This is a genomic window from Bacillus sp. NPDC094077 (assembly GCF_050279465.1).
Classification (GTDB): domain Bacteria; phylum Bacillota; class Bacilli; order Bacillales; family Bacillaceae_G; genus Bacillus_A.
Genome location: NZ_JBNNUF010000007.1, coordinates 226780 through 249210, shown reverse-complemented (window position 1 = coordinate 249210; position 22431 = coordinate 226780). Strand labels below are relative to the sequence as shown.

Sequence of the window (22431 nt, the reverse complement as noted above, 5' to 3'; positions counted from 1 at the left end):
TGTCCCCGCAACCAATGGTCCCGTGGTGTAGTGGTTAACATGCCTGCCTGTCACGCAGGAGATCGCCGGTTCGACCCCGGTCGGGACCGCCATTTATGTTGGCTCGGTAGCTCAGTCGGTAGAGCAGAGGACTGAAAATCCTCGTGTCGGCGGTTCGATTCCGTCCCGAGCCACCATTTTTTTTTGCCGGCTTAGCTCAATTGGTAGAGCAACTGACTTGTAATCAGTAGGTTGGGGGTTCAAGTCCTCTAGCCGGCATCATTTAGGGGCATAGTTTAAAGGTAGAACTGAGGTCTCCAAAACCTCCAGTGTGGGTTCGATTCCTACTGCCCCTGTAAAGTATATGGGCCTATAGCTCAGCTGGTTAGAGCGCACGCCTGATAAGCGTGAGGTCGATGGTTCGAGTCCATTTAGGCCCACCATATATTTATTCCGCAGTAGCTCAGTGGTAGAGCTATCGGCTGTTAACCGATCGGTCGTAGGTTCGAGTCCTACCTGCGGAGCCATGGCCCGTTGGTCAAGTGGTTAAGACACCGCCCTTTCACGGCGGTAACACGGGTTCGAATCCCGTACGGGTCATAAAAAAAGAGTCAGCAATATGCTGGCTCTTTTTTATTGTGTATAATCCTCTTTTTTATCGCCTTATTTTTCTCAAATAAATAAAGGGATTTAGGAAAAACTATGGTATGTATTAAAAGGAGGAGATAAAAAATGACGCAAGTTCGAGACTTTATGAGTACGCATATTGTATATTGTACACCGTTAGATAATGTATATGAGGCTGCTGTAAAAATGAAGGAAGAATCGGTTGGATTGATTCCTGTTGTTGAAAATGAACAAGTTGTTGGGCTTGTTACTGATCGAGATTTAGTTGTTCGAGGGATTGCTGAAAAACATCCTGGATCTAATAAAATTACAAATGTAATGACAACAAACATTGTTTCAGTTTCTCCAGATGATTCTATTGAAAAAGCTATAGAATTAATGGCACAGCATCAAATTAGACGATTGCCAGTAGTTGAGGGTGGTCAGTTTGTTGGGGTGCTAGCATTAGGTGATTTAGCGATAAGAGAGTCGGCAGATGATCAAGCTGGGTTTGCTTTAAGTGAAATCTCGGAGCATACGGAATAAAGTGAAACTTTGATTAGTGAGGGTTTGATTGCCCACAAATAGTGGAATAAATTATGGATAAAAATCAGATACATTATTCTAGTATATGTGGATTAAACTAATATATTAGCGTGATGTATCTGAAACATTATATAATGAGTACATAGTTAATATTTTTGACATTTTTTAAAAATTTGTCATTCCTAATTTTTAATAGGAGAAAAAATGATATACTGATAGATATAAGTATTATGAGGGGTTTTGAATATAACAATATTTACTTTTAATGTTGTAATGATGAATTAATATTTCCTACGTAGATAAAAAGGGAAGGGGAATTATATGAGGGCTGTACAGGGCGATCCAAATTGGAATTTGGTTACAGATACATATATAGAACCAAATAATTTCGCTGAATTACTATCTTTACTTGTACCTCGTCACCCAAAAGGTGAAGGGAAAGAGCGAACTATATTAGTGTGGAGAGAAAAAGAATTTTATAAAGAAGAAAATTTAGCAGAATTTATCGTTTATGGAATGAATAAAGTAAAGAATTTACCGCAGTTTCATAAAGATGAGATTCCAACCTTAGTACGTATTCTTCGTTTATGTCAAGAGATTGGTTGGTATGAAGATGCAAATGCTTTTATGGTAACCCAAGGGCTAGATGAATTTGTCAAAACTTCACTGGAATATGAAACATGGGATCTTTTGACGCAAGCGGTTGCTTTAAACTACTTAGTTATTAAATATCGTGTTGGTGAATTAACAGATGGGGATGTAGAAATTTGGGATAGAGTTAAATTTAATGAAAAATGTATAACAGATTGTAAATATTTATTATCTCAAAAAGAAGTATTGGAATTTACATTCTTTTATATGTGTAAGAGAGCTAAAGCACTATCAAAAGAGCAATTGAATAGTGATATGATGAGTCTAGCGATGTATTGTAATACTTTTGTGTATGATTTATATACACATGACTTATTACGAAAGTATCGTAAGTGTACAGATTTTCTATCATATTATGGACCTAGTCAAGTAGTTTTAGCTTGTCAAAGAGCTGTACTTTCTCAAATTTCAGATCGATTAGACCCATTAAAGACAACTCATGTAGATGATTATTTATATGTAATGAAAGAAATGATGGAGCATATGACGATAGGGGTAATGGATCGATATGACCATTTTATTGGAAAGTTACTATCATACGTACCATTTTTTGAAATGATTCAAGTTCCACAGCATGCATATTATTGTGAAGAATTACTGTACCTTTGTAAGGGCATTGAATATAAAGAGGAAATACTACGCAATTATATATTTATACAATTACATGATTGTTTACCATCATTCTTTAAACTATTTCTTAAAAATAAGCGTTATGCAACGATTCATGATATTCTGTTCTATTGGTGCGATGATGAGCAAAGAATGAGCTTAGAGAAAAAATATAATCTTAGTTTTATTTATGAAAAATATGCTTGTGGATAAAGAGCATTTTCTATATAAATGAAAAAGGATCTCAAATTTATTTGAGATCCTTTTTTGTTAGTAAAACAAAGAGAAAGTAATTAAGACAAGAAATAACATCCCATAAAGGAGAAATTGTGCAGTAGAACTTCCTTGTATACCAAAAAAAGTATTTAGTTTTTCATATACATTCAATATATATTTCATCGGGTTATCTTTGAAAGATTGGTACACAGTGTCTCCTCTTTTTAGGCTTCTTGTTCATGTTTTTTATTATTAGGGACATTAATGTATCTAGCTATGAATAATAAAACAGCCATAAAGAATACAGGAACTACGGTAGATAAATAAAAGCCATTACTAATAACATTTGTTATAAGGGCACTTAATAGAAAAATAGCATTATAAATATGGGCAATTTTTTGTTTTAGTTGCACTTGGAATGATTCCATCATAATTTCTAAAGCAACAAAAGCAATGATAATAGATAAAAATACAGTGTTTGTATTGTAAATTATTAAACAACAGATTAAACCTAAAAAGGCGAAGTATTCAATTACGAGAGGTATATTGCGTGGCATACAATTTACCTAACTAAATACGGCAGTGGATTTACTGCATTTGTTTTTTCAAAATTCCATTCTCCATTATGTAATTCAAAATGGAGGTGTTGCCCGTATGAATGACCTGTGTTTCCCATATGACCTAGTAATTGTCCAGTTTGTACTTGATCACCAGCTTGTACAGTACGATCTTTCATATGAGCATAAACTGTTGTATATAATTTCCCGTTTATTTGATGGGCGATGAACACGACATTGCCATAACTAGCTGAATAATAAGATTTCACAACTTTACCTGCAGCGGCAGCTTGAATGGAGACGTTACCTTGTGCTGCAATATCTATTCCATAATGCATTTGCTCCCAGCGCATATCAAAGGTTGAGCTGATTTTTCCTTGAGTAGGGAATTTGAAAACTGCTGGAATAGCTGAAGATGAAGCTGTTTGAGCTTGTGATTGCTGTTGATTTTGTACCACATATTGTTTGGCTACATATCCGTATCCTGTGCCAAAACGAATTTTATACCAAGTTCCTACTGTTTCTACTACTTGTACCTGTGTACCGTTTTGTAAGGAACCAAGTAGAGCGCTACTTGTGCTAGCATTGCTACGTACATTCAATTTTGGCGTTGCAACAGTGTATTTCGTATTATTTTGAACTGTGATTCCTTTTACTAAAGGCTGAGATCCATTAGATATGAACGCTTTTTGTACATAACCTGTTTGGCCGTTATGTAAAATTTTATACCATTCGCCTTGCTCTCCTTGAACGGTAACGAACTTACCATTTGGTAATACATCTAAAATGGAAGATTCTAAATTAGGTTCAGAGCGAACGTTTAATGCATTAGTATTGACGATGTATTGATTATTAGATTGAAGTTTGTTTTTTAGTAGAATAGCATCTTTTTGTACATAACCTACTTTATTATTAACAGATACTTTATACCAATCATTAGTTGTTTCAAGTATGTTCACTTTCGTATTAAAGCGAATTGTATCAAGTGATGTGCTATTTGTGTTATCTTCTTTATGTAAGGCTACTTGATCGACTTTGACATATCCAGTTTTAACATTAGATAATTGTTCAGCGTTTGCTTTTTGTACATTTGTTTCTCCCATAGAAGGAAGTAATGAGGCAATTGCGACAGTAGTTACTGTTAGAGCAGTAGCTTTCATATTCATATAATAGAGACCTCCTCTAGTTGTATAGTTAGTTGTAATTTTATTATAGTATAAAGATATAATATAGTGGGTGTATTCACATAAATGTAATATGAAATCAATATAAAAATAAATTTTTTCAGGATAATGATGCCTTTTTATACAATTAATTGGGATTTTATTTTCTAAAATAGAATATAAGTATTGTATAACTTTGTTATTTTGTTGACAATTGAGAAAATTAAAACAGTTGATGATGTCTTATTAGGGTGTTATACTGACAGTGATAATTTTATAGTTTGCTAGGAGAGCTGGTGTTGCCAGCTGAGAGTGGGCCGTAAGCCTTTGATCCTTTTTATTACCTGATCTAGATTATGCTAGCGTAGGGAAGCAATTCGGACACTAATAATGAGTCCCCGTTTCTTTGCGTATAGAAACGGGGCTTTTTTATTTAAAAATTCCATATTGAAACCACTAGGGGTGCTTTTCGTGCTGAGAGAGGAATAATCCTTAACCCTTACAGACCTGATCTAGGTAATACTAGCGAAGGGAAGTGGAACAACGAATAAATTAACATTTTATTTGCTGTAGCCACTTCTTATATAGAGAAGTGGTTTTTTATTTAGATTCATATATTGAAAGGGGAAAGAGAAATGAAATTTTGCGATAGATTATTAGAAACTGTACAACCAGTTTGGGAGATGAGTCATAATCATCCGTTTGTAGTAGGTATGGGGGATGGCACGTTAGAAAAAGATAAATTTCAGTATTATATTATTCAAGATTATTTATATTTGTTAGATTACGCAAAAATATATGCTATTGGTGTTGTAAAAGCAACGAATCCTCAAGTGATGGCAAAGTTCGCTGAGCAAATTGACGGAATACTAAATGGAGAAATGACGATCCATAAACAGTATGCAAAAAGACTAGGTATTTCTGCACGAGAGATGGAATCTGCAAAACCATCAGCTAAAAATTTAGCTTATACAAACTATATGATGTCTGTATCTCAAAACGGCACACTTGCAGAATTAATAGCAGCACTTCTTCCGTGTATGTGGAGCTATTGGGAGATTGGAAAGCGTTTAAATGATATTCCTGGGGCAAGTGATCATGAGTTCTTTGGTGAGTGGATTCAAGGATATAGTTCTGAAGAATACGGTAACCTTTGTATTTGGTTAATAGATTTATTAAATGAGATGGCAGTAGGAAAATCAGAGAAAGAGCTAGATCGATTAGAGGAGATTTTCTTATATTCCAGTCGATTTGAATATTTATTCTGGGATATGTCCTATCGTAAGGAGATGTGGGGATTTGAGGAGCAAGAACATACTACAGTTTCATAATGTTTCTTTTTATTATGATGAGAAACCAATCATTCATGAATTAAATGCTTCTATACAGGACAAAGAGTTTGTGAGCATTATCGGACCGAGTGGTTGCGGAAAAAGTACTTTATTTCGCCTTATTACAGGCTTAGAAGAAGCAAGCACTGGACAGATAGAGCTGACAGAAACAAAGAACCATCCTGTAGGGTATATGCCCCAACAAGATATGCTCTTGCCGTGGAGAACAATTATTGAGAATGCTGCCTTACCGCTAGAGTGCCAAGGTGTGCAGAAGAAAGAAGCAAAAGTAAAGGCAAAGGAACTGTTACATAAATTTGGTCTACAAGGATACGAGAAGAAATATCCGAAAGATTTATCTGGAGGCATGAGGCAGCGCGTATCTTTTATCCGAACTTTATTAACAGGCGGGGAGATATTGTTATTAGATGAACCGTTTAGCGCGTTAGATGCTTTAACGAATGCTTCTTTACAAGAATGGTTGTTTGAACAATGGAAAGAGTGGGAAAAAACAATTTTATTTATCACTCATGATGTTGAAGAAGCACTGTTTCTTTCGAATCGAATTTTAGTAGTGGAACAGCAGCCGATAACGACTTTGACTGAGCGGATTGTGCCGCTTGACCATAACAGAACACGAAAGGATTTATATAAACCGGAAGTGTTAGCGCTGAAAGATGAGCTTCTTAGTATGTTACAAAGGCAGGTACTCGTATGATGAACCGTTTGAAAGAATTAGTTCCTGCCATTACACTTTCTAGTATTTTACTTGCTGTGTGGGAAATAGGCGCAAGAATTGTAGATGAGATGTATATTTTACCGTCACCGTCTGCAATTGTAATGAAGATATGGAAACTAAAAGATATATTATTTACGGTTCATTTGCCAGCAACATTATACGTCGTTTTAATAGGTGTTGTTATTTCTATCGTATTAGGTGTAGGGCTAGCGATGCTAATGAATGCGAGTACATGGATGGAAAGAGCATTTTATCCTTTACTAGTTGCTTCACAAACCATTCCGATTACTGCGCTTGCTCCGTTATTTGTTTTATGGTTTGGATACACCATCTGGAGTAAGGTTGTTGTTACAGTTTTAATTACGTTTTTCCCGATTGCGGTCAATACGTATGACGGACTGCGCAGTACAAAAAAAGAATGGGAGGAGCTCTTAGTTACATATGGAGCAACGAAAAAAGATGTTTTTCTTAAATTAAAGTTGCCGTCGGCTCTTCCTTATTTTTTCTCAGCTTTAAAAATTGCAGTTCCACTTAGTGTGATTGGTGCAGCTATTGGAGAATGGCTCGGTGCACAAGCTGGGCTTGGATATTTCAGTAAGAGAATGATGACGCAGTTAGACGGAGCTGGTGTATTTGCACCCATTGTATTGTTATCATTATTAGCTATTTTCTTCGTCATACTTATTTCTATATTAGAAAAGAAATTCATTAGTTGGAGGAAGCATTCATGAAATTATTAAAACGCATCTTTGTGTTTACATTATTAGTTGCAATGATTGCGGGATGTTCGAGTAATTCAGCATCAGATAAAAGTAAAAAAGAGAAAGAAATAACAGTCATGCTAGATTGGTACCCAAATGCGGTACACAGCTTTATTTATGCAGCAATTGAAAAAGGCTACTTTAAAGAAGAAGGAGTAAAGGTGAATATTAAATTCCCTTCCAATCCGACTGATCCATTAACGTTAGCGGCTGCAGGAAAAGTAACGGTTGGCTTATATTATCAGCCAGATGTTGTTATGGCAAGAGCAAATGAGCAAATTCCAGTGAAATCAATTGGGGCTGTCGTACGTTCGCCATTAAATCATGTCGTATCGCTGAAATCAGCAGGCATTCAATCACCGAAAGATTTAGAAGGAAAAACAGTAGGATACTCTGGAACACCTTTAAGTGAAGCGTATTTAAAAACGATGGTAAAAGAAGCTGGTGGTAATCCAGATACAGTGAAAGTAGTCGATGTTGGATTTGATTTAGTACCAGCATTAATTACAAAAAAAGTAGATGCTGTAACAGGAGCATACATTAACCATGAAGTACCTGTTATGCGTCATGAAGGGCATGAACCAGCGTACTTTAATCCAGCTGATTACGGTGTACCGAATTATCATGAACTTGTGTTTGTAACAGGTGATAAAACGTTGAAAAAAGATAAAGAAGCGTTGCAAGCCTTTTTACGTGGGGCGAAAAAAGGGTATGACTTTATGAAGAAAAACCCGGATGAAGCATTAAATATTTTATTAGATCATCAAGAAAAAGAAAACTTCCCGCTTGTGCCAGAAGTTGAAAAAGAAAGTATGAAAATTTTATTAGAGAAGATGGAAATGAAAGATGAGCCATTCTTATCGGATTCAAAAGAGTCGTGGGAGAAACAAAATAAATGGTTGAAAGAAAAAGGAATGACGAAAGAAATCATTCCAGCTGATGAATTATTTGAAAACATTTTAAAGTAGGCGAATGAATATGAAAAATGAGCTCCATGTAATCTCAAATGGCCATATGCCATTCGAAGGGTTAGTGAATGTAGCGATGCAAATTGAGAGTGAGATTGATTATTTGCATATTCGTGAGCGTGAGAAAAGTACGAAGGAATTATATGAAGGAGTGGAAAGCCTTTTAACGAAAGGTTTTCCAGCTTCTAAAATTGTTATAAACGATCGAATTGATATCGCTATTCTATTAAATATTCCTCGTGTTCAACTAGGATACCGAAGCGTAGATGTAAGGTTAGTGAAAGAAAAGTTTTCTTATTTGCATGTCGGTTATTCCGTACATTCGTTAGAGGAAGCGATAGTAGCATTTAAAAATGGAGCAGATTCACTCGTTTATGGTCATGTATTTCCGACGGATTGTAAAAAAGGTGTGCCAGCGAGAGGGCTTGAAGAAATTGCAGACATTGCAAGGTGTTTATCCATACCGATTATGGCAATTGGAGGAATCACTCCAGAAAACACAGCGGACGTTCTTACTAACGGTATAAGTGGTATAGCAGTTATGTCTGGAATTGTAAGTAGTAGTAACCCGTATAGCAAAGCGAAATCTTATAAGGAATCAATAAGAAAGTGGGCGGAAAAACATGTGTGAGAAGTATGATGTAGCGATTATTGGTGGTGGTGTAATTGGTAGTTCAGTTGCACATTTTCTAGCAGAAAGAGGACATAAAGTAGCAATTATAGAGAAGCAAAGAATTGCATCTGAAGCTTCGAAAGCTGCCGCTGGTTTACTGGGTGTTCAAGCAGAATGGGATGCGTATGACCCGCTATTTGAATTTGCTAGAAAAAGCCGAGCTATATTTCCACAACTTGCAGCAGGTTTACGTGAGAAAACGGGTATTGATATTGGATATGAGGAAAAAGGGATATATCGCATCGCTCAAAATGAAGATGAGAAAGAGAGAATTCTTCACATTATGGATTGGCAGCAGAAAACAGGTGAAGATTCCTATTTTTTAACGGGAGACCATTTGCGAGAAAAAGAGCCATTTCTATCTGAATCCATTATCGGAGCGGTATATTATCCGAAAGATGGTCACGTTATTGCACCAGAGCTTACGGAAGCATTCGCACATTCTGCAGCAATTTCCGGTGCTGATATATATGAACAGACAGAAGTGTTTGATATTCGTATTGAAAATAATAAAGTGACCGGAATTGTTACAAGCGAAGGTATTATCACATGTGAGAAAGTTGTTATTGCGGGAGGTTCATGGAGCACGAAGCTACTACGTTATTTTCACCGCGATTGGGGGACATACCCAGTGAAGGGTGAAGTGGTTGCAGTAAGAAGTAGAAAGCAACTATTGAAAGCTCCTATTTTCCAAGAAAGATTTTACATCGCGCCGAAACGTGGTGGACGTTATGTAATAGGGGCGACGATGCATCCTCATATGTTCAATAAGTCTGTACAACCAGAAAGTATTACTTCCATATTAGAGCGTGCTTATACAATATTGCCGGCTTTAAAAGAAGCAGAGTGGGAAAGCGCATGGGCAGGATTAAGACCACAATCGAATCACAAAGCTCCTTATATGGGAGAGCATGAAGAAATAAAAGGTTTATATGCTTGTACGGGCCATTATCGAAACGGCATTTTATTAAGTCCTGTTTCTGGTCAGTATATGGCTGATTTAATAGAAGGAAAGCAGGGGAATCACTTGCTAGAATCATTGCTTTCTAAAACGGTTTAGAAAGGGGATGAAAATTTGAATTTGAAAATTAATGGTAACCAGGTTGAAGTGCCAGCGAGTGTAAAAACAGTAGCTGAGCTACTTACACATTTAGAGTTAGATAACAGAATTGTTGTAGTAGAGCGTAATAAAGATATTTTACAAAAAGATGATCATAAAGATACATCTGTTTTTGATGGAGACCAAATTGAGATTGTAACTTTCGTAGGAGGCGGTTGATTATGTTAAACATTGGACCATTTTCATTTCATTCTAGACTTTTATTAGGAACAGGGAAATTCTCTGATTTTGATGTGCAGCAAAAGGCAATCGATGTTTCTGAAGCTGAAGTTTTAACATTTGCAGTACGTCGTATGGATATATTTGATGCAAAGCAACCTAATTTATTAGAGAAACTTGATGTAAAAAAATATACGTTATTACCAAATACAGCAGGGGCAAAAAATGCTGAAGAAGCTGTTCGTATTGCAAAATTAGCAAAAGCTTCTGGACTTTGTGACATGGTAAAAGTAGAAGTTATTGGCGATGATAGAACGTTACTACCTGATCCAGTAGAAACATTAAAGGCATCTGAAATGTTACTGGAAGAAGGATTTATCGTTCTTCCGTACACATCTGATGATGTTGTATTAGCACGTAAATTACAAGAACTTGGCGTGCATGCGATTATGCCAGGCGCATCACCGATTGGATCGGGACTGGGAATTGTAAATCCATTAAATTTAAGCTTTATTATTGAACAAGCAACAGTACCAGTTATCGTTGATGCTGGTATTGGTAGCCCAGCTGATGCAGCATTTGCGATGGAATTAGGAGCAGATGGTGTTTTATTAAATACAGCTGTTTCTGGTGCGAAAGATCCTATTAAGATGGCACAGGCAATGAAATTAAGTATTGAGGCAGGACGTTTAGGCTTTGAAGCAGGTCGTATTGCGCGCAAACGTTGTGCAACTGCAAGCAGTCCTTTAAAAGGAATGAGCGTAGTTGAATAATCGATATTCGCGCCAAGAACTATTTTCTCCAATTGGAGAAGAAGGACAACAGAAGATAAAAGAAAAGCATGTACTTATTATCGGTGCAGGCGCATTAGGTAGTGCAAATGCAGAAATGTTTGTAAGGGCTGGTGCTGGCAATGTAACAATTGTTGACCGTGATTATGTAGATTGGAGTAATTTACAAAGACAACAATTGTATGCAGAAAGCGATGTAGAGAATAATCTTCCGAAGGCTGTAGCAGCAAAAAAACGTCTAGAAGAGATTAATAGTGAAGTAAGAATAGAAGCTCTCGTTCAAGATGTAACGGCTGAAGAGCTAGAAGAACTTGTTACAAACGTCGATGTAATGATTGATGCGACTGATAATTTCGAAACACGTTTTATTGTAAATGATATAGCGCAAAAATATTCTATTCCATGGATATACGGAGCATGTGTAGGAAGTTACGGCCTGTCTTACACAATTCTTCCTAGTAAAACGCCATGTTTATCATGCTTATTACAATCGATTCCGCTTGGCGGGGCGACATGTGATACAGCGGGGATTATATCACCTGCTGTATCTCTTGTTGTTTCTCATCAAGTTACGGAAGCTCTTAAACTGTTAGTAGAAGATTATGAATCGCTTCGAGATGGACTTGTGTCGTTTGATGTATGGAAGAATGAATATTCATGTATGAATGTGCAAAAGCTTCGTAAGCATAATTGTCCTTCGTGTGGTGAGGATGCGCTATACCCGTATTTAAATAAAGAAAACACTTCGAAAACAGCAGTTTTATGCGGGAGAAATACAGTTCAAATTAGACCACCTTATAAGGAAGAAATGAATTTTGAACAATATAAGCAGCTGCTGAAAGGTCGCGTGAAGGATTTAAATATAAATCCATATTTACTATCATTTTCTGTTGAAGAAAAGAGGTTAGTCGCCTTTAAAGATGGCCGTGTACTCGTACATGGAACGAAAGATATAAGTGAAGCAAAAACAATTTATCATCGCTATTTTGGATAGAAAAGGATGAGTGGGATGAAAGTAAATAAAGCTTTAACAATTGCAGGATCTGATAGCGGAGGCGGTGCTGGAATTCAAGCAGATTTAAAAACGTTCCAAGAGCTTGGTGTGTATGGAATGACAGCAATTACTGCAATTACAGCGCAAAATACGCTTGGCGTTCAAGGGGTATATCCTGTTCCGTTAGAAGGTATTATGGAACAGCTGAATTCAATTGGTACGGATTTAACACCAGATGCTGTGAAACTAGGAATGTTATTTAGCAGTGAAATTATTCAAATTGTTGCAGAGCGTATTAAGAAATTTGGCTGGAATAATATTGTGCTAGATCCTGTTATGATTGCAAAAGGTGGAGCATCATTATTACAACAAGAAGCAGTACAAGCATTAAAAGAATATTTATTACCAGTAGCAACTGTTGTAACACCGAATGTTCCTGAAGCAGAAGTGTTAACTGGGATGGAGATTCATAATGTTGAAGATAGTAAGGAAGCTGCGAAAGTATTGCACGAATTAGGTGCTAAATACGTGCTTATGAAGGGCGGACATGCAGAGTATCAAGGTAATGAAGTAATTGATTTACTCTTTGATGGAGAAAAGTTTATTGAATTTAGAAGTGAACGAATTCCTTCGAAGCAAACACATGGAAGCGGCTGTACATTTGCATCTGCAGTTACGGCAGGACTTGCGAAAGGATACTCAATTGAAGAGGCAGTTCAAGAAGCAAAACGATTTATTAGTATAGCAATTGAAGAGCCGTTGAATATTGGAAGTGGTCATGGACCGACGAATCATTTTGCGTATCAATTGAATAAGACACATGCATAAGTGAAAATTTAACCCGTGGGGCTCCCCACGGGTTATTCATGTTAACGATTAATAATATATGTTAGTAAATGTGATTGGCTCTTCTCGTTTAAATGAGTAAAGTATATAAAAAATGTGATGATATTAATATTAAATATATAAAATAGGGAATCATAGCTTTCTTATTTTTAAGTATTTACTATAAATTAATAACAAACAAGAAATTAAAAAATGATTTCTAATATAGTACGGAAGTTAGTATAACAAGGAATAATAACTAAAATCGCTAAAATTAATAGTAACGAATTACCTAGAATTTTTATCCCGTATTAACGGGCAGTAAGACTCTCACCTCAAAATTTGGCGAATGCGAGGAAGTTAGGTGGGAGATCAACTGCCCGTAAAAGCCCGATTGGTTCAACTAATAATCAGTGGGGAATGTACAAAACCCCCACTGATTAAAGTTTCATTTTATTATTTTAATAGAATTATTCTTGTTGTTTTCGGTCATATACCTCTCTCGTTTCACCTTTAATTTTCAATCATTTCTTTATTTAATATTATTACAATACGACTAATGAAAATTCCTCTTGAGTGTAAAGATTTATAATGTTTAACAAAAAAAAACTTCATTTTGAGGAGCTTTTTTTTGTTTACTTTTTCCAAATGCAGGAGTAATATATCAGCCAGAATACATTTTTTTGTAAACGCTGAGTCCAAATTTATGGAGCGGGGGAACCAAATTGTGCGTCGTCACTAGGGGTGAATCTTTCAGTTTTGAAAGTAGGGCTACTCTCAAAGTCCGAATCCGACAGCTAACTTCGTAAGCGTCTTGAGAGAGGACGGTGCCATGATGGATACATCACTTCATCGGTCTGATTAGTATAGGGGAATATCAATCTACGTTTGAGTTCTTTTATGCTAAGGAGGATGAGGTACATGGAACTAACACTTATTTGTGTTGGAGAAGAAAACAAGATAAAGAGTTTAAGAGAGTTAGTAGCATTTCAGCATGAGTTAATTATTTTTACAGCAAATGAAGAGATCGCAGCTGAAGTTAGGGATTATGGATTTGAGGCGGCTTATAGTTGTAATCGAAAGCAGGATTTTACTAGTATTTGCACACGTATTAAGAAGGTGATTTTACTAGGAGATGAGCTTCCAATAGTTAGCTTCTTCACAGAACACATTCACTTTTCTTTTCAAGCGCCTATTACTGTTGTTACAAGGAATAAACGTTATCCAGCGAGGCTCTATGAAACAATTGGAGCTAAGTTTGTCGTGTTTACGAACTGTGATAATATTTCTTTTTTATTTTTTGAATAGGGCGGGGGAAGAAATGATGAAGGTACTACTACTTGGAGATATAGCAAATCGTTGGGCGGTATCGATAGAGAGGGTTCAAGAATTGACCCAGATCGATCCTATTTTTCCGAAACCATATATTTTATTACCATCAAAAGATGCTTTGTATTTAGAGTCGGATATTACCGAGTATGAACAATTGCATGTAGAATTAGCACAAGTTTATATTCGTGGAAGAAATTTACGTGCTTTTTTACGAGGTGAATAAATTTTGAACGAAAAGGAGAGCGAATGTTAAGTGCACCTAAGGTGGGTACTTATATACATTCGCTCTTTTTTCATATTTTAAAAGGGCATTTCTATGAAAAAAAAAGAAAAGATAAGAAAACAGATGAAAAGATATAAAAAATATATAATGTAAGCGTTTAAATGATAAAATATTTTCTTATTTAAATTAATTTACCTCTTTACAAGTTAAATTTTGAGGAGTATATTTACTCTCATAAATCATTCATAAAATTTCCAAAAAAACCTAAAATCGCTGAGTTCCAGAGATGGAGCGGGGGAACCAATTTTGTGCATCGTCACTTGGGGTGAATCTTTCAGTTCTGAAAGTAGGGCTACTCTTTAGGCCCGAATCCGACAGCTAACCTCGTAAGCGTTTAGAGAGGAGGTTTACTTTTTGTTGTTCATTTTTTGAACACTGAGTAGAGCTCAGTGTTCTTTTTTAATATTTTAATGGTAAATTTTAACAAAAGAAAGTGAGGGATAGCTATGTTGGATGTTGTAATGATCGGGATATTTGTTGTATTAGTTGCATCGATGGCAAGTCTGGCAAGTTGGTCAGATAAAGTTGTGAAAGAAGGGAAGCAATCATGATGATTGTCTTATCGGTTATTGTTGCAGCAATTACGGTTTATTTAGTGTATGCATTATTAAATCCAGAGAAGTTTTAATTAGGGGGAATCATTGATTATGATTTGGGTTGCAGTTGTCGTTACAATGCTGTTGTTTATTCTAGTAGCAAAGCCAACGGGGATTTATTTAGAGAAAGCCTTTCAAGGTAGCAAAACGCTAGATAAAGTATTCGGGCCTTTTGAAAAACTTATTTTTAAAATTACAGGCGTAAAAGGATACGATCAAACGTGGAAACAGTACGCATTATCATTAGTTCTACTCAATGGATTTATGATTGTCGTTGTATATTTCATTTTCAGATTACAAGGTGTATTGCCATTAAATCCAGCACATATTGAAGGAATGGAGCCTACGCTCGCTTTTAATACAGCAATTAGTTTTATGGCTGATACAAACTTACAGCATTACAGCGGTGAAAATGGTTTATCTTATTTATCACAATTAATTGGAATTACATTTTTAATGTTTGCGGCACCAGCAACGACGTTAGCGATTGTTATGGCTTTTATAAGAGGACTTGCTGGAAAAGAACTCGGTAACTTTTTCGTTGATTTTACGAGAGCGTTAACGAGAGTATTTCTTCCTATCGCATTTATAGCAGCGTTAGTCTTTGTCGCACTTGGCGTACCACAAACGTTAGATGGGGCGGTTACAGCACAAACGATTGATGGGGCAAAACAAAGTATTTTACGTGGTCCAGTTGCATCATTCGTTTCCATTAAGGAACTTGGAAATAACGGCGGAGGATTTTTCGGAGCAAACTCTACACATCCTTTTGAAAATCCAGGGCAAATGAGTAATATTTTACAAATGATGCTTATGATGTTATTGCCAACTGCACTTCCATTTACGTACGGACGAATGGTAGGAAATAAAAAACAAGGTCGTATCCTTTTCGTATCACTATTTATGGTGTTCTTACTAGGATTTATAACGATTACGACATCCGAATTGCATGGAAATCCAGCATTAAACGAAATGGGTATCCAGCATGTGCAGGGAAGCACTGAAGGAAAAGAAGTACGATTCGGAACAGTATTTTCTTCACTATACGCAACAGTAACGACAGCTGCTGAAACAGGAGCGGTTGATACGATGCATGATACGTTAACACCAATTGGTGGTCTAGTTCCACTCGTAAATATGATGCTAAATACAGTATATGGCGGCGTTGGAGCGGGCTTTATTAACATTATTATGTATGCAATTATTGCAGTCTTTATATCCGGATTAATGGTCGGAAGAACGCCAGAGTTTTTAGGTAAGAAAATTGAAGGTAAGGAAATGAAATTGATTGCGGTAACGATTTTATTTCATCCATTGCTTATTTTAGGATTTTCAGCATTAGCTCTTTCAACAAATTTAGGAACGGATGCCATTTCTCATTCAGGTTTCCACGGTTTAACGCAAGTTGTATATGAGTATACATCGTCAGCAGCGAATAACGGATCGGGATTTGAAGGGTTAGGAGATAATACACCGTTTTGGAATATAACGACTGGTTTAGTTATGTTTTTAGGGCGTTATTTTAGCTTAATTACAATGTTAGCTGTTGCAGCTTCGCTAAAAGAAAAAACGGTAGTGCCAGAAACAGTCGGAACATTCCGTACTGATAATAGTTTATTTGGTGGCATCTTCATCGGAACAATTGTAATTGTCGGTGCGTTAACATTCTTTCCGATGTTAGTATTAGGCCCAATTGCAGAATTTCTTACATTGAAGTAATGGAGGGTACATGATGAGACCGGTAGTAGTAAAAGAAAAAAGAGTGAAAGAGTCAACAATACATGCTGTAGAAGATGAGGTTAGACAAGCAAAAACGTTGGATCGTGATATCGTGACGCATGCGATGAAACAATCCTTTGCAAAATTGAATCCGAAAGTAATGTTAAAGAATCCTATTATGTTCATTGTAGAAATTGGATTTATCATTACGTTCATTTTAGCCTTTCTTCCAAGTAGTTCTAGTAGCGTACCAGGATGGTTTAATATAACAGTTTCTCTTATTCTATTATTTACAGTTTTATTCGCTAATTTTGCAGAAGCATTAGCTGAAGGGCGTGGTAAAGCGCAAGCTGACTCTTTAAAACAATCGAAAAAAGATGTGTTTGCAAATGTTGTAAAAGAAAATGGAGACATTGTCCAAGTTTCAGCAACCGATCTGAGAAAAGGTGACGTTGTTATTGTAAAACAAGGAGAAATGATTCCGAATGATGGTGAAGTTATTAAAGGATTAGCGTCTGTAGATGAATCAGCAATAACAGGGGAATCAGCTCCTGTTATTAAAGAAGCGGGCGGTGATTTTTGTTCCGTAACAGGCGGTACGATGGTCGTAAGTGATGAGATTACCATTGTGATTACAAGTAATCCAGGTGAATCATTTATTGATAAAATGATTTCTTTAGTAGAAGGGGCTGCTCGTCAAAAAACGCCGAATGAGATTGCTTTAAATACAGTGTTAACGAGCTTAACGCTTATTTTCTTAATCGTTGTTGTGACGTTGCCGATTTTTACAAATTATTTAGGGTTTCAAATTGATACAGCTGTACTTGTAGCGTTGTTAGTTTGTTTAATTCCAACGACAATTGGTGGGTTATTATCAGCGATTGGTATTGCTGGGATGGACCGCGTGACAAAGTTTAATGTGCTAGCGATGTCAGGAAAAGCAGTAGAAGCTGCGGGCGATATTAATACAATTATTTTAGATAAAACAGGTACAATTACTTTCGGGAACCGAATGGCTCATACACTATTACCTGTAGGAAATGAAACGATTGAGCAAGTTGGAAAATGGGCTGCAATGAGCTCCGTTTTAGATGAAACGCCAGAAGGTCGATCTGTTATAGAATATGTGCAAACGAAAGCTATATCATATAATCGAGAACTTGCAGAACAAGGTGAGTTTGTTCCGTTTAAAGCAGAAACGAGAATGAGTGGTGTCGATTTACAGGACGGAACGAAAGTGAGAAAAGGTGCTGTCGGTGCTGTTATTGAATGGGTTCAATCACAAGGCGGAACGATTCCGAAAGATGTAAATCAAAAAGCAGATTTAATTTCGAAAGAGGGCGGGACACCACTTGTAGTTGCAGTAGATGATCGTATTTACGGTTTAATTTATTTAAAGGATACAGTAAAACCCGGTATGCGTGAACGCTTTGAACAATTGCGCCAAATGGGGATTAAAACGGTTATGTGTACTGGTGATAATCCTTTAACAGCAGCAACAATTGCAAAAGAAGCGGGGGTAGATGAATTCGTTGCGGAGTGTAAACCAGAAGATAAAATTGCGGTTATTAAAGCAGAGCAAGATAAAGGGAAACTTGTAGCGATGACAGGTGATGGTACAAATGATGCTCCGGCGTTAGCCCAGGCGGACGTTGGATTAGCAATGAATAGTGGTACGACAGCTGCGAAAGAGGCAGCGAATATGATCGATTTAGATTCGAATCCAACGAAAATTATTGAGGTTGTAGGAATCGGTAAGCAATTGTTAATGACACGCGGTGCGTTAACGACGTTTAGTATTGCAAATGATATTGCGAAATATTTTGCTATCATTCCAGCGATGTTTACATTAGCAATTCCGCAAATGGAAGCATTAAACATTATGAAATTAACATCGCCAATTTCAGCGATTTTATCAGCATTAATATTTAATGCAGTTATTATTCCGTTACTCATTCCGTTAGCGATGAAAGGTATTGCATATAAACCGATGAGTTCTAATGCACTTCTTAGCCGTAACTTACTCATTTACGGACTTGGCGGAGTTATCGTTCCGTTCATTGGAATTAAAGTAATTGATATGATTGTCGGCTTGTTCATATAAGAAAGAGGGGAAAAAGATGGCGAAAAAACTTAGTATACTTTCACCAATTATTCGTATTACTTTTACATTTCTAGTCTTGTGTGGCCTTGTATATCCGCTAATTGTAACTGGTATTGCGCAAGCGGTAATGAAGGATAATGCGGATGGAAGTCTTATATATAATGATAAAAATGAAGTAGTTGGTTCTAAATTAATCGGTCAAAATTTCACAGATCCACGTTATTTTCATGGGCGTGTCTCTAGTATAGAATATAAAGCAGAAGCATCTGGCTCAAATAACTATGCACCGTCTAATCCAGATTTAGCAAAACGAGTTGAGAAAAGTATTGCAGACTGGAAGAAACAAAATCCAACTGTTCCAGTTACAGAAGTACCGATCGATTTAGTGACGAATTCAGGTTCAGGGCTTGATCCTGACATTAGTCCGAAGGCGGCTTCCGTGCAGGTAGATCGAATTTCGAAATTAACGAATATTCCGAAAGAAATATTAAATCAATTGATTAAGGATCAAACGGAAGGCGCTGCACTCGGTTTATTTGGAGAAGATCGCGTGAACGTCTTAAAGTTAAACTTAGAATTACAGAAATTAATGAAATAATAACAGTGCTACCTCAATCTAACGGATTGAGGTAGTGTTGTTTCGAAAGAAAGGTTGTGAGTGTTTTGTATGCAGATGACTATAAACCGACGTTTCAAAGGCGAACGCCAGAGGAATATTTAGAATACATTCAGCAGCAAAATCGCGGAAAGTTAAAGCTATACGTAGGGGCTGCCCCAGGAGTAGGGAAAAGTTATAAAATGCTCTTTGATGCAAGAGAAATGAAAAAAGATGGAATTGATATTGTAATTGGTTTAATTGAAACACATGGAAGAAAAGAGACAGAAGAGGCAATTGCTGATTTAGAAAAAGTTCCTTTAAAAGAAATAGAGTATAAAGGAAAAGTGTTTTATGAACTTGATGTAGAAGGAATTATAAAGCGTGCGCCGCAAGTAGTTGTAGTGGATGAACTCGCGCATAGTAATATTTCTGGATCTAAACATAAGAAACGTTATATGGATGTACAGGAATTACTAGAGGCTGGCATATCAGTCTTATCAGCGTTTAATATTCAACATTTAGAAAGCGTCCATGACATTGTAGCTCAAATTACGAATGTAAAAGTACGAGAGCGTATTCCAGATTTTATTTTGCAAAAAGCAAATGAAATTCAGCTCGTTGATGCAACACCAGAAGTATTACGGAAGAGATTAATAGACGGAAAGATATATAAGGAAGAAAAAATTCAACAAAGCTTACAAAATTTCTTTACGCTTAACAATTTAGGAGCACTCAGGGAACTATCGCTTCGTGAAGTGGCCGATGATATGGATGAAAAAATTAGCCAAACAGTAATAGAACCAATCGGTGTGAAAGAAAAAATTCTCGTTTGTGTGCAATACAGTTCAACAGCGGAGAAATTAATACGGAGAGGTTGGCGCATGGCTGATCGGTTAAATGCTGAATTGTATGTGTTAAATGTAGAGAGGGAAAATATAGATTCTATTTCAGCTGGTAAAAAGCAAACAATTGAAGAGTGGAAGTCACTAACGAATCAATTTGATGCGAGCTTTGTATTAGAAGAGGCGAAAGGAAGAAAGCCAGCGGATGTTATTATTGAAGTAGCAAAGAGACTACAAGTAACGCAAATTTTACTTGGACAATCGGCGAGAACGAGATGGGAGGAAATACGAAAAGGTTCTATTGTAAATGAAATTATGAGACAAACGAAGCATATTGATATTCATATTGTTGCGGATCAACGAGCTTAAAATAGAGACCATTTGTAGGTCTCTATTTTGCTTTTTGTGTAGTAGGAAAATGTAATATTTTCATTGCGTATAAGATTACGAGTAGGAATGTGATTGCCCCTATAAAGAAAATCCAAAAGTAATTGTGATGAAATAAAAGAAACCCACCTACAATTGGTCCTGTTCCCATTCCGAGGTAGCGGATGAAGTTGTACATACCGATAGCTGTTGCACGTTCTTGTACGAATTCTTCTGTTAATAAAGTAGTGTGAGTTGGCATAGAAAATCCCATACTAAAACCGTATAAAGAAGTAACGATAATTATGAGTGGGATATTGATGCTATATGTGAAAGAGAATAAAGTGACACATATAATATTGAAGAAACTAGTAATGAATAAAGCTTGCTTTGTTGTGAGCTGTTTTTGAAAAAATTTGTAGCAATAACTTCCTAGCATAATAGAAAGGGACATAGGTACAAACAGAAGTCCAATTTCACTTGCGTGTAGATGAAATAAATTTGTTAATATGCTAGGCAAAAAAACGAGGAAACAAAAATACATACAAAATTGAATAAAGCCAATAAGGGTAATAGAAAATCCAGTTTTATTTTTTAAGATAAGCCAGTAATTCTTCTTTGCTTTAGGTTGCTGAATTACATGTGGTTTTGTTTCTGGAAGTAATGAAATGTTTATGATTAATAAGATGATGCCAATTGTAGATAAAAAGAGAAAGACAGATAAGTGACCATTTATATTGCCGAGATAACCACCTATGAGAGGACCGATTGCAGGTGCGAGAGCAAGTAACATTTGATAAAGGCTCATCGCTTCTCCGCGTTCTTTTCCTTCAAACAAATCGCCAATAATAGTTGCGGCAACTACAGGTATAGCCGCTATTCCTATAGCTTGAACAGCTCTAAAGAATAGAAATAAGTAAATGCTTGGTGAGAAAGCACAACCAATTGAGCCGATTGTACTAATAATTAAACTAGGGATAAGGACAGATTTTCTTCCTTTTGTATCAATTAAAGGTCCATAGAAGAGCTGCATAATCGCAAGAACGAATGTGAAAAGTGAAACGGTTAAATTTACAAGATAAAGAGAAGTATGAAAGGAATTTTGAATCATCGGTAAGATAGGTGTGTAAATATTTTGAGCGAAGGATCCGAGTAAAGCACTAATACAGACAACATATAAAATGAAATTTAGTTTGGATTTTTTCATAATGTTAACCTCCTTGTCATTTAGTTTCCTTGGAAACTAAATTTATTTTAACATGATTTTCTCACTTGTAAAGATAGGAAAATAATTTTAAAATGGTATATAGTTAAATTGTTTCTTTGGAAACTTAGGAGGCGAACGGGTTGGAACGTACAGCGAAACAAATGGAAATGCTTTCGGATATTCGTACACTTTTTCATAAAAAAGAGGAGTATATGAAAGAAAATAGTGAGAAGTTTCTTCGTGAAACAGGTGTAAGTGGTATGTCTTTATCTGAGTTACATGTGATCGAGTGTGTCGGAAAAAATGGTCTGATGAATGTAACGGCAATTACGACAGAAATGGGCATGACGAAGGGAGCAATCTCTAAAATTTGTACAAAGTTGTTCCAAAAACAATGCGTTGAGAAGATGAAAATGTTAGATAATCAAAAAGAAATTTTCTTTCGCCTTACGGAAAAAGGAAAAGAAATATATATAGCTCATGAAGAGTTACATAAAAGAGCTGAAGAGAAGTGGCTTTCCCTTTTAGAAAGGTATACGAAAGAGGAGCTAGATTGTATCCAAAGGTTTATAAAGGATGTTTCGAATCACTTGGAAAATTAATTGAGAGAAAAAATCCCTCCATTTCAAGCCTTTTGAATATAATTTCTGCAAGAACTCGTATATAATAGAAAAAGATACTTAACATAGTGAATAA

General features: G+C 36.2%; 24 protein-coding genes, 7 tRNA genes and 4 riboswitches. Of the genes, 28 read left to right on the top strand and 3 right to left on the bottom strand.

Going from position 1 to position 22431, the window contains the following annotated elements; all coding sequences use genetic code 11:
• Positions 1-16 precede the first annotated feature (16 nt).
• The 9 genes from ACQKNR_RS18655 (at position 17) to ACQKNR_RS18615 (ending at position 2604) form a co-directional block, all read left to right on the top strand.
• Positions 17-92: transfer RNA gene (locus ACQKNR_RS18655), tRNA-Asp, on the top strand.
• 8 nt (positions 93-100) lie between these two features.
• Positions 101-176: transfer RNA gene (locus ACQKNR_RS18650), tRNA-Phe, on the top strand.
• Between the two features lie 9 nt (positions 177-185).
• Positions 186-258 (top strand) — tRNA-Thr (locus ACQKNR_RS18645).
• 6 nt (positions 259-264) lie between these two features.
• Positions 265-335 (top strand) — tRNA-Trp (locus ACQKNR_RS18640).
• 10 nt (positions 336-345) lie between these two features.
• A tRNA-Ile gene (locus ACQKNR_RS18635) sits at positions 346-422 on the top strand.
• A 9-nt stretch (positions 423-431) separates the two neighbouring features.
• Positions 432-506, top strand: a tRNA-Asn gene (locus ACQKNR_RS18630).
• Between the two features lies 1 nt (position 507).
• A tRNA-Glu gene (locus ACQKNR_RS18625) sits at positions 508-579 on the top strand.
• A gap of 132 nt (positions 580-711) precedes the next feature.
• Positions 712-1131, top strand: coding sequence for a CBS domain-containing protein (locus ACQKNR_RS18620; protein WP_427319477.1), 420 nt, complete (start codon positions 712-714; stop codon positions 1129-1131).
• 321 nt (positions 1132-1452) lie between these two features.
• Complete coding sequence (locus tag ACQKNR_RS18615; protein WP_427319475.1) at positions 1453-2604, top strand: DUF3965 domain-containing protein; 1152 nt, start codon at positions 1453-1455, stop codon at positions 2602-2604.
• 227 nt (positions 2605-2831) lie between these two features.
• Here the strand turns inward: ACQKNR_RS18615 and ACQKNR_RS18610 are convergent, their stop codons facing one another.
• A complete protein-coding gene (locus ACQKNR_RS18610; protein ID WP_427319473.1) occupies positions 2832-3164 on the bottom strand; it encodes a hypothetical protein in 333 nt (110 codons plus the stop codon).
• 5 nt (positions 3165-3169) lie between these two features.
• Complete coding sequence (locus ACQKNR_RS18605) at positions 3170-4330, bottom strand: SH3 domain-containing protein (protein ID WP_427319471.1); 1161 nt, start codon at positions 4328-4330, stop codon at positions 3170-3172.
• Between the two features lie 273 nt (positions 4331-4603).
• A riboswitch (TPP riboswitch) is annotated at positions 4604-4715 on the top strand.
• Between the two features lie 60 nt (positions 4716-4775).
• A riboswitch (TPP riboswitch) is annotated at positions 4776-4878 on the top strand.
• Between the two features lie 84 nt (positions 4879-4962).
• Here ACQKNR_RS18605 and tenA point away from each other — a divergent pair.
• The 18 genes from tenA to kdpDN all read left to right on the top strand — a co-directional run bounded on the left by tenA (position 4963) and on the right by kdpDN (position 20531).
• A complete protein-coding gene (tenA, locus tag ACQKNR_RS18600; RefSeq protein WP_427319469.1) occupies positions 4963-5658 on the top strand; it encodes a thiaminase II in 696 nt (231 codons plus the stop codon).
• Positions 5627-6376, top strand: coding sequence for an ABC transporter ATP-binding protein (locus tag ACQKNR_RS18595; protein WP_427319467.1), 750 nt, complete (start codon positions 5627-5629; stop codon positions 6374-6376). Before tenA ends, ACQKNR_RS18595 begins: the two co-directional genes overlap by 32 nt.
• Positions 6376-7128 carry an ABC transporter permease gene (locus tag ACQKNR_RS18590; protein WP_427319501.1) on the top strand — a complete coding sequence of 251 codons (753 nt, stop codon included), beginning with the start codon at positions 6376-6378 and terminating at the stop codon, positions 7126-7128. The genes ACQKNR_RS18595 and ACQKNR_RS18590 overlap by 1 nt, the downstream gene beginning before the upstream one ends.
• A complete protein-coding gene (locus tag ACQKNR_RS18585) occupies positions 7125-8126 on the top strand; it encodes an ABC transporter substrate-binding protein (RefSeq protein WP_427319465.1) in 1002 nt (333 codons plus the stop codon). Before ACQKNR_RS18590 ends, ACQKNR_RS18585 begins: the two co-directional genes overlap by 4 nt.
• A gap of 10 nt (positions 8127-8136) precedes the next feature.
• Positions 8137-8757 carry a thiazole tautomerase TenI gene (gene tenI, locus ACQKNR_RS18580; protein ID WP_427319463.1) on the top strand — a complete coding sequence of 207 codons (621 nt, stop codon included), beginning with the start codon at positions 8137-8139 and terminating at the stop codon, positions 8755-8757.
• A complete protein-coding gene (gene thiO / locus ACQKNR_RS18575) occupies positions 8750-9859 on the top strand; it encodes a glycine oxidase ThiO (RefSeq protein ID WP_427319461.1) in 1110 nt (369 codons plus the stop codon). Before tenI ends, thiO begins: the two co-directional genes overlap by 8 nt.
• A gap of 15 nt (positions 9860-9874) precedes the next feature.
• Complete coding sequence (gene thiS, locus ACQKNR_RS18570; protein WP_098989363.1) at positions 9875-10078, top strand: sulfur carrier protein ThiS; 204 nt, start codon at positions 9875-9877, stop codon at positions 10076-10078.
• Between the two features lie 2 nt (positions 10079-10080).
• Positions 10081-10851 carry a thiazole synthase gene (gene thiG, locus ACQKNR_RS18565; protein ID WP_427319459.1) on the top strand — a complete coding sequence of 257 codons (771 nt, stop codon included), beginning with the start codon at positions 10081-10083 and terminating at the stop codon, positions 10849-10851.
• Positions 10844-11863 carry a thiazole biosynthesis adenylyltransferase ThiF gene (gene thiF / locus ACQKNR_RS18560; RefSeq protein ID WP_427319457.1) on the top strand — a complete coding sequence of 340 codons (1020 nt, stop codon included), beginning with the start codon at positions 10844-10846 and terminating at the stop codon, positions 11861-11863. The genes thiG and thiF overlap by 8 nt, the downstream gene beginning before the upstream one ends.
• Positions 11864-11869: 6 nt before the next feature.
• On the top strand, positions 11870-12691 hold the full coding sequence (gene thiD / locus ACQKNR_RS18555; protein ID WP_427319455.1) for a bifunctional hydroxymethylpyrimidine kinase/phosphomethylpyrimidine kinase: 822 nt from the start codon (positions 11870-11872) through the stop codon (positions 12689-12691).
• Between the two features lie 677 nt (positions 12692-13368).
• Positions 13369-13516: riboswitch (cyclic di-AMP (ydaO/yuaA leader) on the top strand.
• Positions 13517-13609: 93 nt separating this feature from the next.
• Positions 13610-13996, top strand: coding sequence for a hypothetical protein (locus ACQKNR_RS18550; RefSeq protein WP_427319453.1), 387 nt, complete (start codon positions 13610-13612; stop codon positions 13994-13996).
• Between the two features lie 13 nt (positions 13997-14009).
• Entirely contained in the window at positions 14010-14243 is a 234-nt protein-coding gene (locus ACQKNR_RS18545; RefSeq protein WP_427319451.1) for a hypothetical protein, read from the top strand.
• 261 nt (positions 14244-14504) lie between these two features.
• Positions 14505-14650: riboswitch (cyclic di-AMP (ydaO/yuaA leader) on the top strand.
• 99 nt (positions 14651-14749) lie between these two features.
• Complete coding sequence (locus ACQKNR_RS18540) at positions 14750-14854, top strand: SipW-dependent-type signal peptide-containing protein (protein ID WP_000887889.1); 105 nt, start codon at positions 14750-14752, stop codon at positions 14852-14854.
• Positions 14851-14931, top strand: a complete 81-nt coding sequence (gene kdpF, locus ACQKNR_RS18535; protein ID WP_000973728.1) for a K(+)-transporting ATPase subunit F — start codon at positions 14851-14853, stop codon at positions 14929-14931. The genes ACQKNR_RS18540 and kdpF overlap by 4 nt, the downstream gene beginning before the upstream one ends.
• A 19-nt stretch (positions 14932-14950) precedes the next feature.
• A complete protein-coding gene (kdpA, locus tag ACQKNR_RS18530) occupies positions 14951-16618 on the top strand; it encodes a potassium-transporting ATPase subunit KdpA (protein WP_427319499.1) in 1668 nt (555 codons plus the stop codon).
• 13 nt (positions 16619-16631) lie between these two features.
• Complete coding sequence (gene kdpB, locus ACQKNR_RS18525; protein WP_427319449.1) at positions 16632-18722, top strand: potassium-transporting ATPase subunit KdpB; 2091 nt, start codon at positions 16632-16634, stop codon at positions 18720-18722.
• Positions 18723-18738: 16 nt separating this feature from the next.
• Positions 18739-19320 carry a K(+)-transporting ATPase subunit C gene (gene kdpC, locus ACQKNR_RS18520; protein WP_427319447.1) on the top strand — a complete coding sequence of 194 codons (582 nt, stop codon included), beginning with the start codon at positions 18739-18741 and terminating at the stop codon, positions 19318-19320.
• 56 nt (positions 19321-19376) lie between these two features.
• A complete protein-coding gene (gene kdpDN / locus ACQKNR_RS18515; RefSeq protein ID WP_427319445.1) occupies positions 19377-20531 on the top strand; it encodes a KdpD-like non-kinase potassium sensor in 1155 nt (384 codons plus the stop codon).
• Positions 20532-20553: 22 nt separating this feature from the next.
• Here the strand turns inward: kdpDN and ACQKNR_RS18510 are convergent, their stop codons facing one another.
• Positions 20554-21735, bottom strand: coding sequence for an MFS transporter (locus ACQKNR_RS18510; protein WP_427319443.1), 1182 nt, complete (start codon positions 21733-21735; stop codon positions 20554-20556).
• A gap of 140 nt (positions 21736-21875) precedes the next feature.
• Here ACQKNR_RS18510 and ACQKNR_RS18505 point away from each other — a divergent pair, with 140 nt between their 5' ends.
• Complete coding sequence (locus tag ACQKNR_RS18505) at positions 21876-22337, top strand: MarR family transcriptional regulator (RefSeq protein ID WP_427319441.1); 462 nt, start codon at positions 21876-21878, stop codon at positions 22335-22337.
• The last annotated feature ends 94 nt before the right edge of the window (positions 22338-22431 follow it).

What these genes read in the sequence shown, in the direction of transcription:
- ACQKNR_RS18620 (WP_427319477.1), top strand. Translation starts at nt 712, where the DNA reads ATGACGCAAGTTCGAGACTTTATGAGTACGCATATTGTATATTGTACA.
- ACQKNR_RS18615 (WP_427319475.1), top strand. Translation starts at nt 1,453, where the DNA reads ATGAGGGCTGTACAGGGCGATCCAAATTGGAATTTGGTTACAGATACA.
- ACQKNR_RS18610 (WP_427319473.1), bottom strand. Translation starts at nt 3,164, where the DNA reads ATGCCACGCAATATACCTCTCGTAATTGAATACTTCGCCTTTTTAGGT.
- ACQKNR_RS18605 (WP_427319471.1), bottom strand. Translation starts at nt 4,330, where the DNA reads ATGAATATGAAAGCTACTGCTCTAACAGTAACTACTGTCGCAATTGCC.
- tenA (WP_427319469.1), top strand. Translation starts at nt 4,963, where the DNA reads ATGAAATTTTGCGATAGATTATTAGAAACTGTACAACCAGTTTGGGAG.
- ACQKNR_RS18590 (WP_427319501.1), top strand. Translation starts at nt 6,376, where the DNA reads ATGAACCGTTTGAAAGAATTAGTTCCTGCCATTACACTTTCTAGTATT.
- ACQKNR_RS18585 (WP_427319465.1), top strand. Translation starts at nt 7,125, where the DNA reads ATGAAATTATTAAAACGCATCTTTGTGTTTACATTATTAGTTGCAATG.
- tenI (WP_427319463.1), top strand. Translation starts at nt 8,137, where the DNA reads ATGAAAAATGAGCTCCATGTAATCTCAAATGGCCATATGCCATTCGAA.
- thiO (WP_427319461.1), top strand. Translation starts at nt 8,750, where the DNA reads ATGTGTGAGAAGTATGATGTAGCGATTATTGGTGGTGGTGTAATTGGT.
- thiG (WP_427319459.1), top strand. Translation starts at nt 10,081, where the DNA reads ATGTTAAACATTGGACCATTTTCATTTCATTCTAGACTTTTATTAGGA.
- thiD (WP_427319455.1), top strand. Translation starts at nt 11,870, where the DNA reads ATGAGTGGGATGAAAGTAAATAAAGCTTTAACAATTGCAGGATCTGAT.
- ACQKNR_RS18550 (WP_427319453.1), top strand. Translation starts at nt 13,610, where the DNA reads ATGGAACTAACACTTATTTGTGTTGGAGAAGAAAACAAGATAAAGAGT.
- ACQKNR_RS18545 (WP_427319451.1), top strand. Translation starts at nt 14,010, where the DNA reads ATGATGAAGGTACTACTACTTGGAGATATAGCAAATCGTTGGGCGGTA.
- ACQKNR_RS18540 (WP_000887889.1), top strand. Translation starts at nt 14,750, where the DNA reads ATGTTGGATGTTGTAATGATCGGGATATTTGTTGTATTAGTTGCATCG.
- kdpF (WP_000973728.1), top strand. Translation starts at nt 14,851, where the DNA reads ATGATGATTGTCTTATCGGTTATTGTTGCAGCAATTACGGTTTATTTA.
- kdpA (WP_427319499.1), top strand. Translation starts at nt 14,951, where the DNA reads ATGATTTGGGTTGCAGTTGTCGTTACAATGCTGTTGTTTATTCTAGTA.
- kdpB (WP_427319449.1), top strand. Translation starts at nt 16,632, where the DNA reads ATGAGACCGGTAGTAGTAAAAGAAAAAAGAGTGAAAGAGTCAACAATA.
- kdpC (WP_427319447.1), top strand. Translation starts at nt 18,739, where the DNA reads ATGGCGAAAAAACTTAGTATACTTTCACCAATTATTCGTATTACTTTT.
- ACQKNR_RS18510 (WP_427319443.1), bottom strand. Translation starts at nt 21,735, where the DNA reads ATGAAAAAATCCAAACTAAATTTCATTTTATATGTTGTCTGTATTAGT.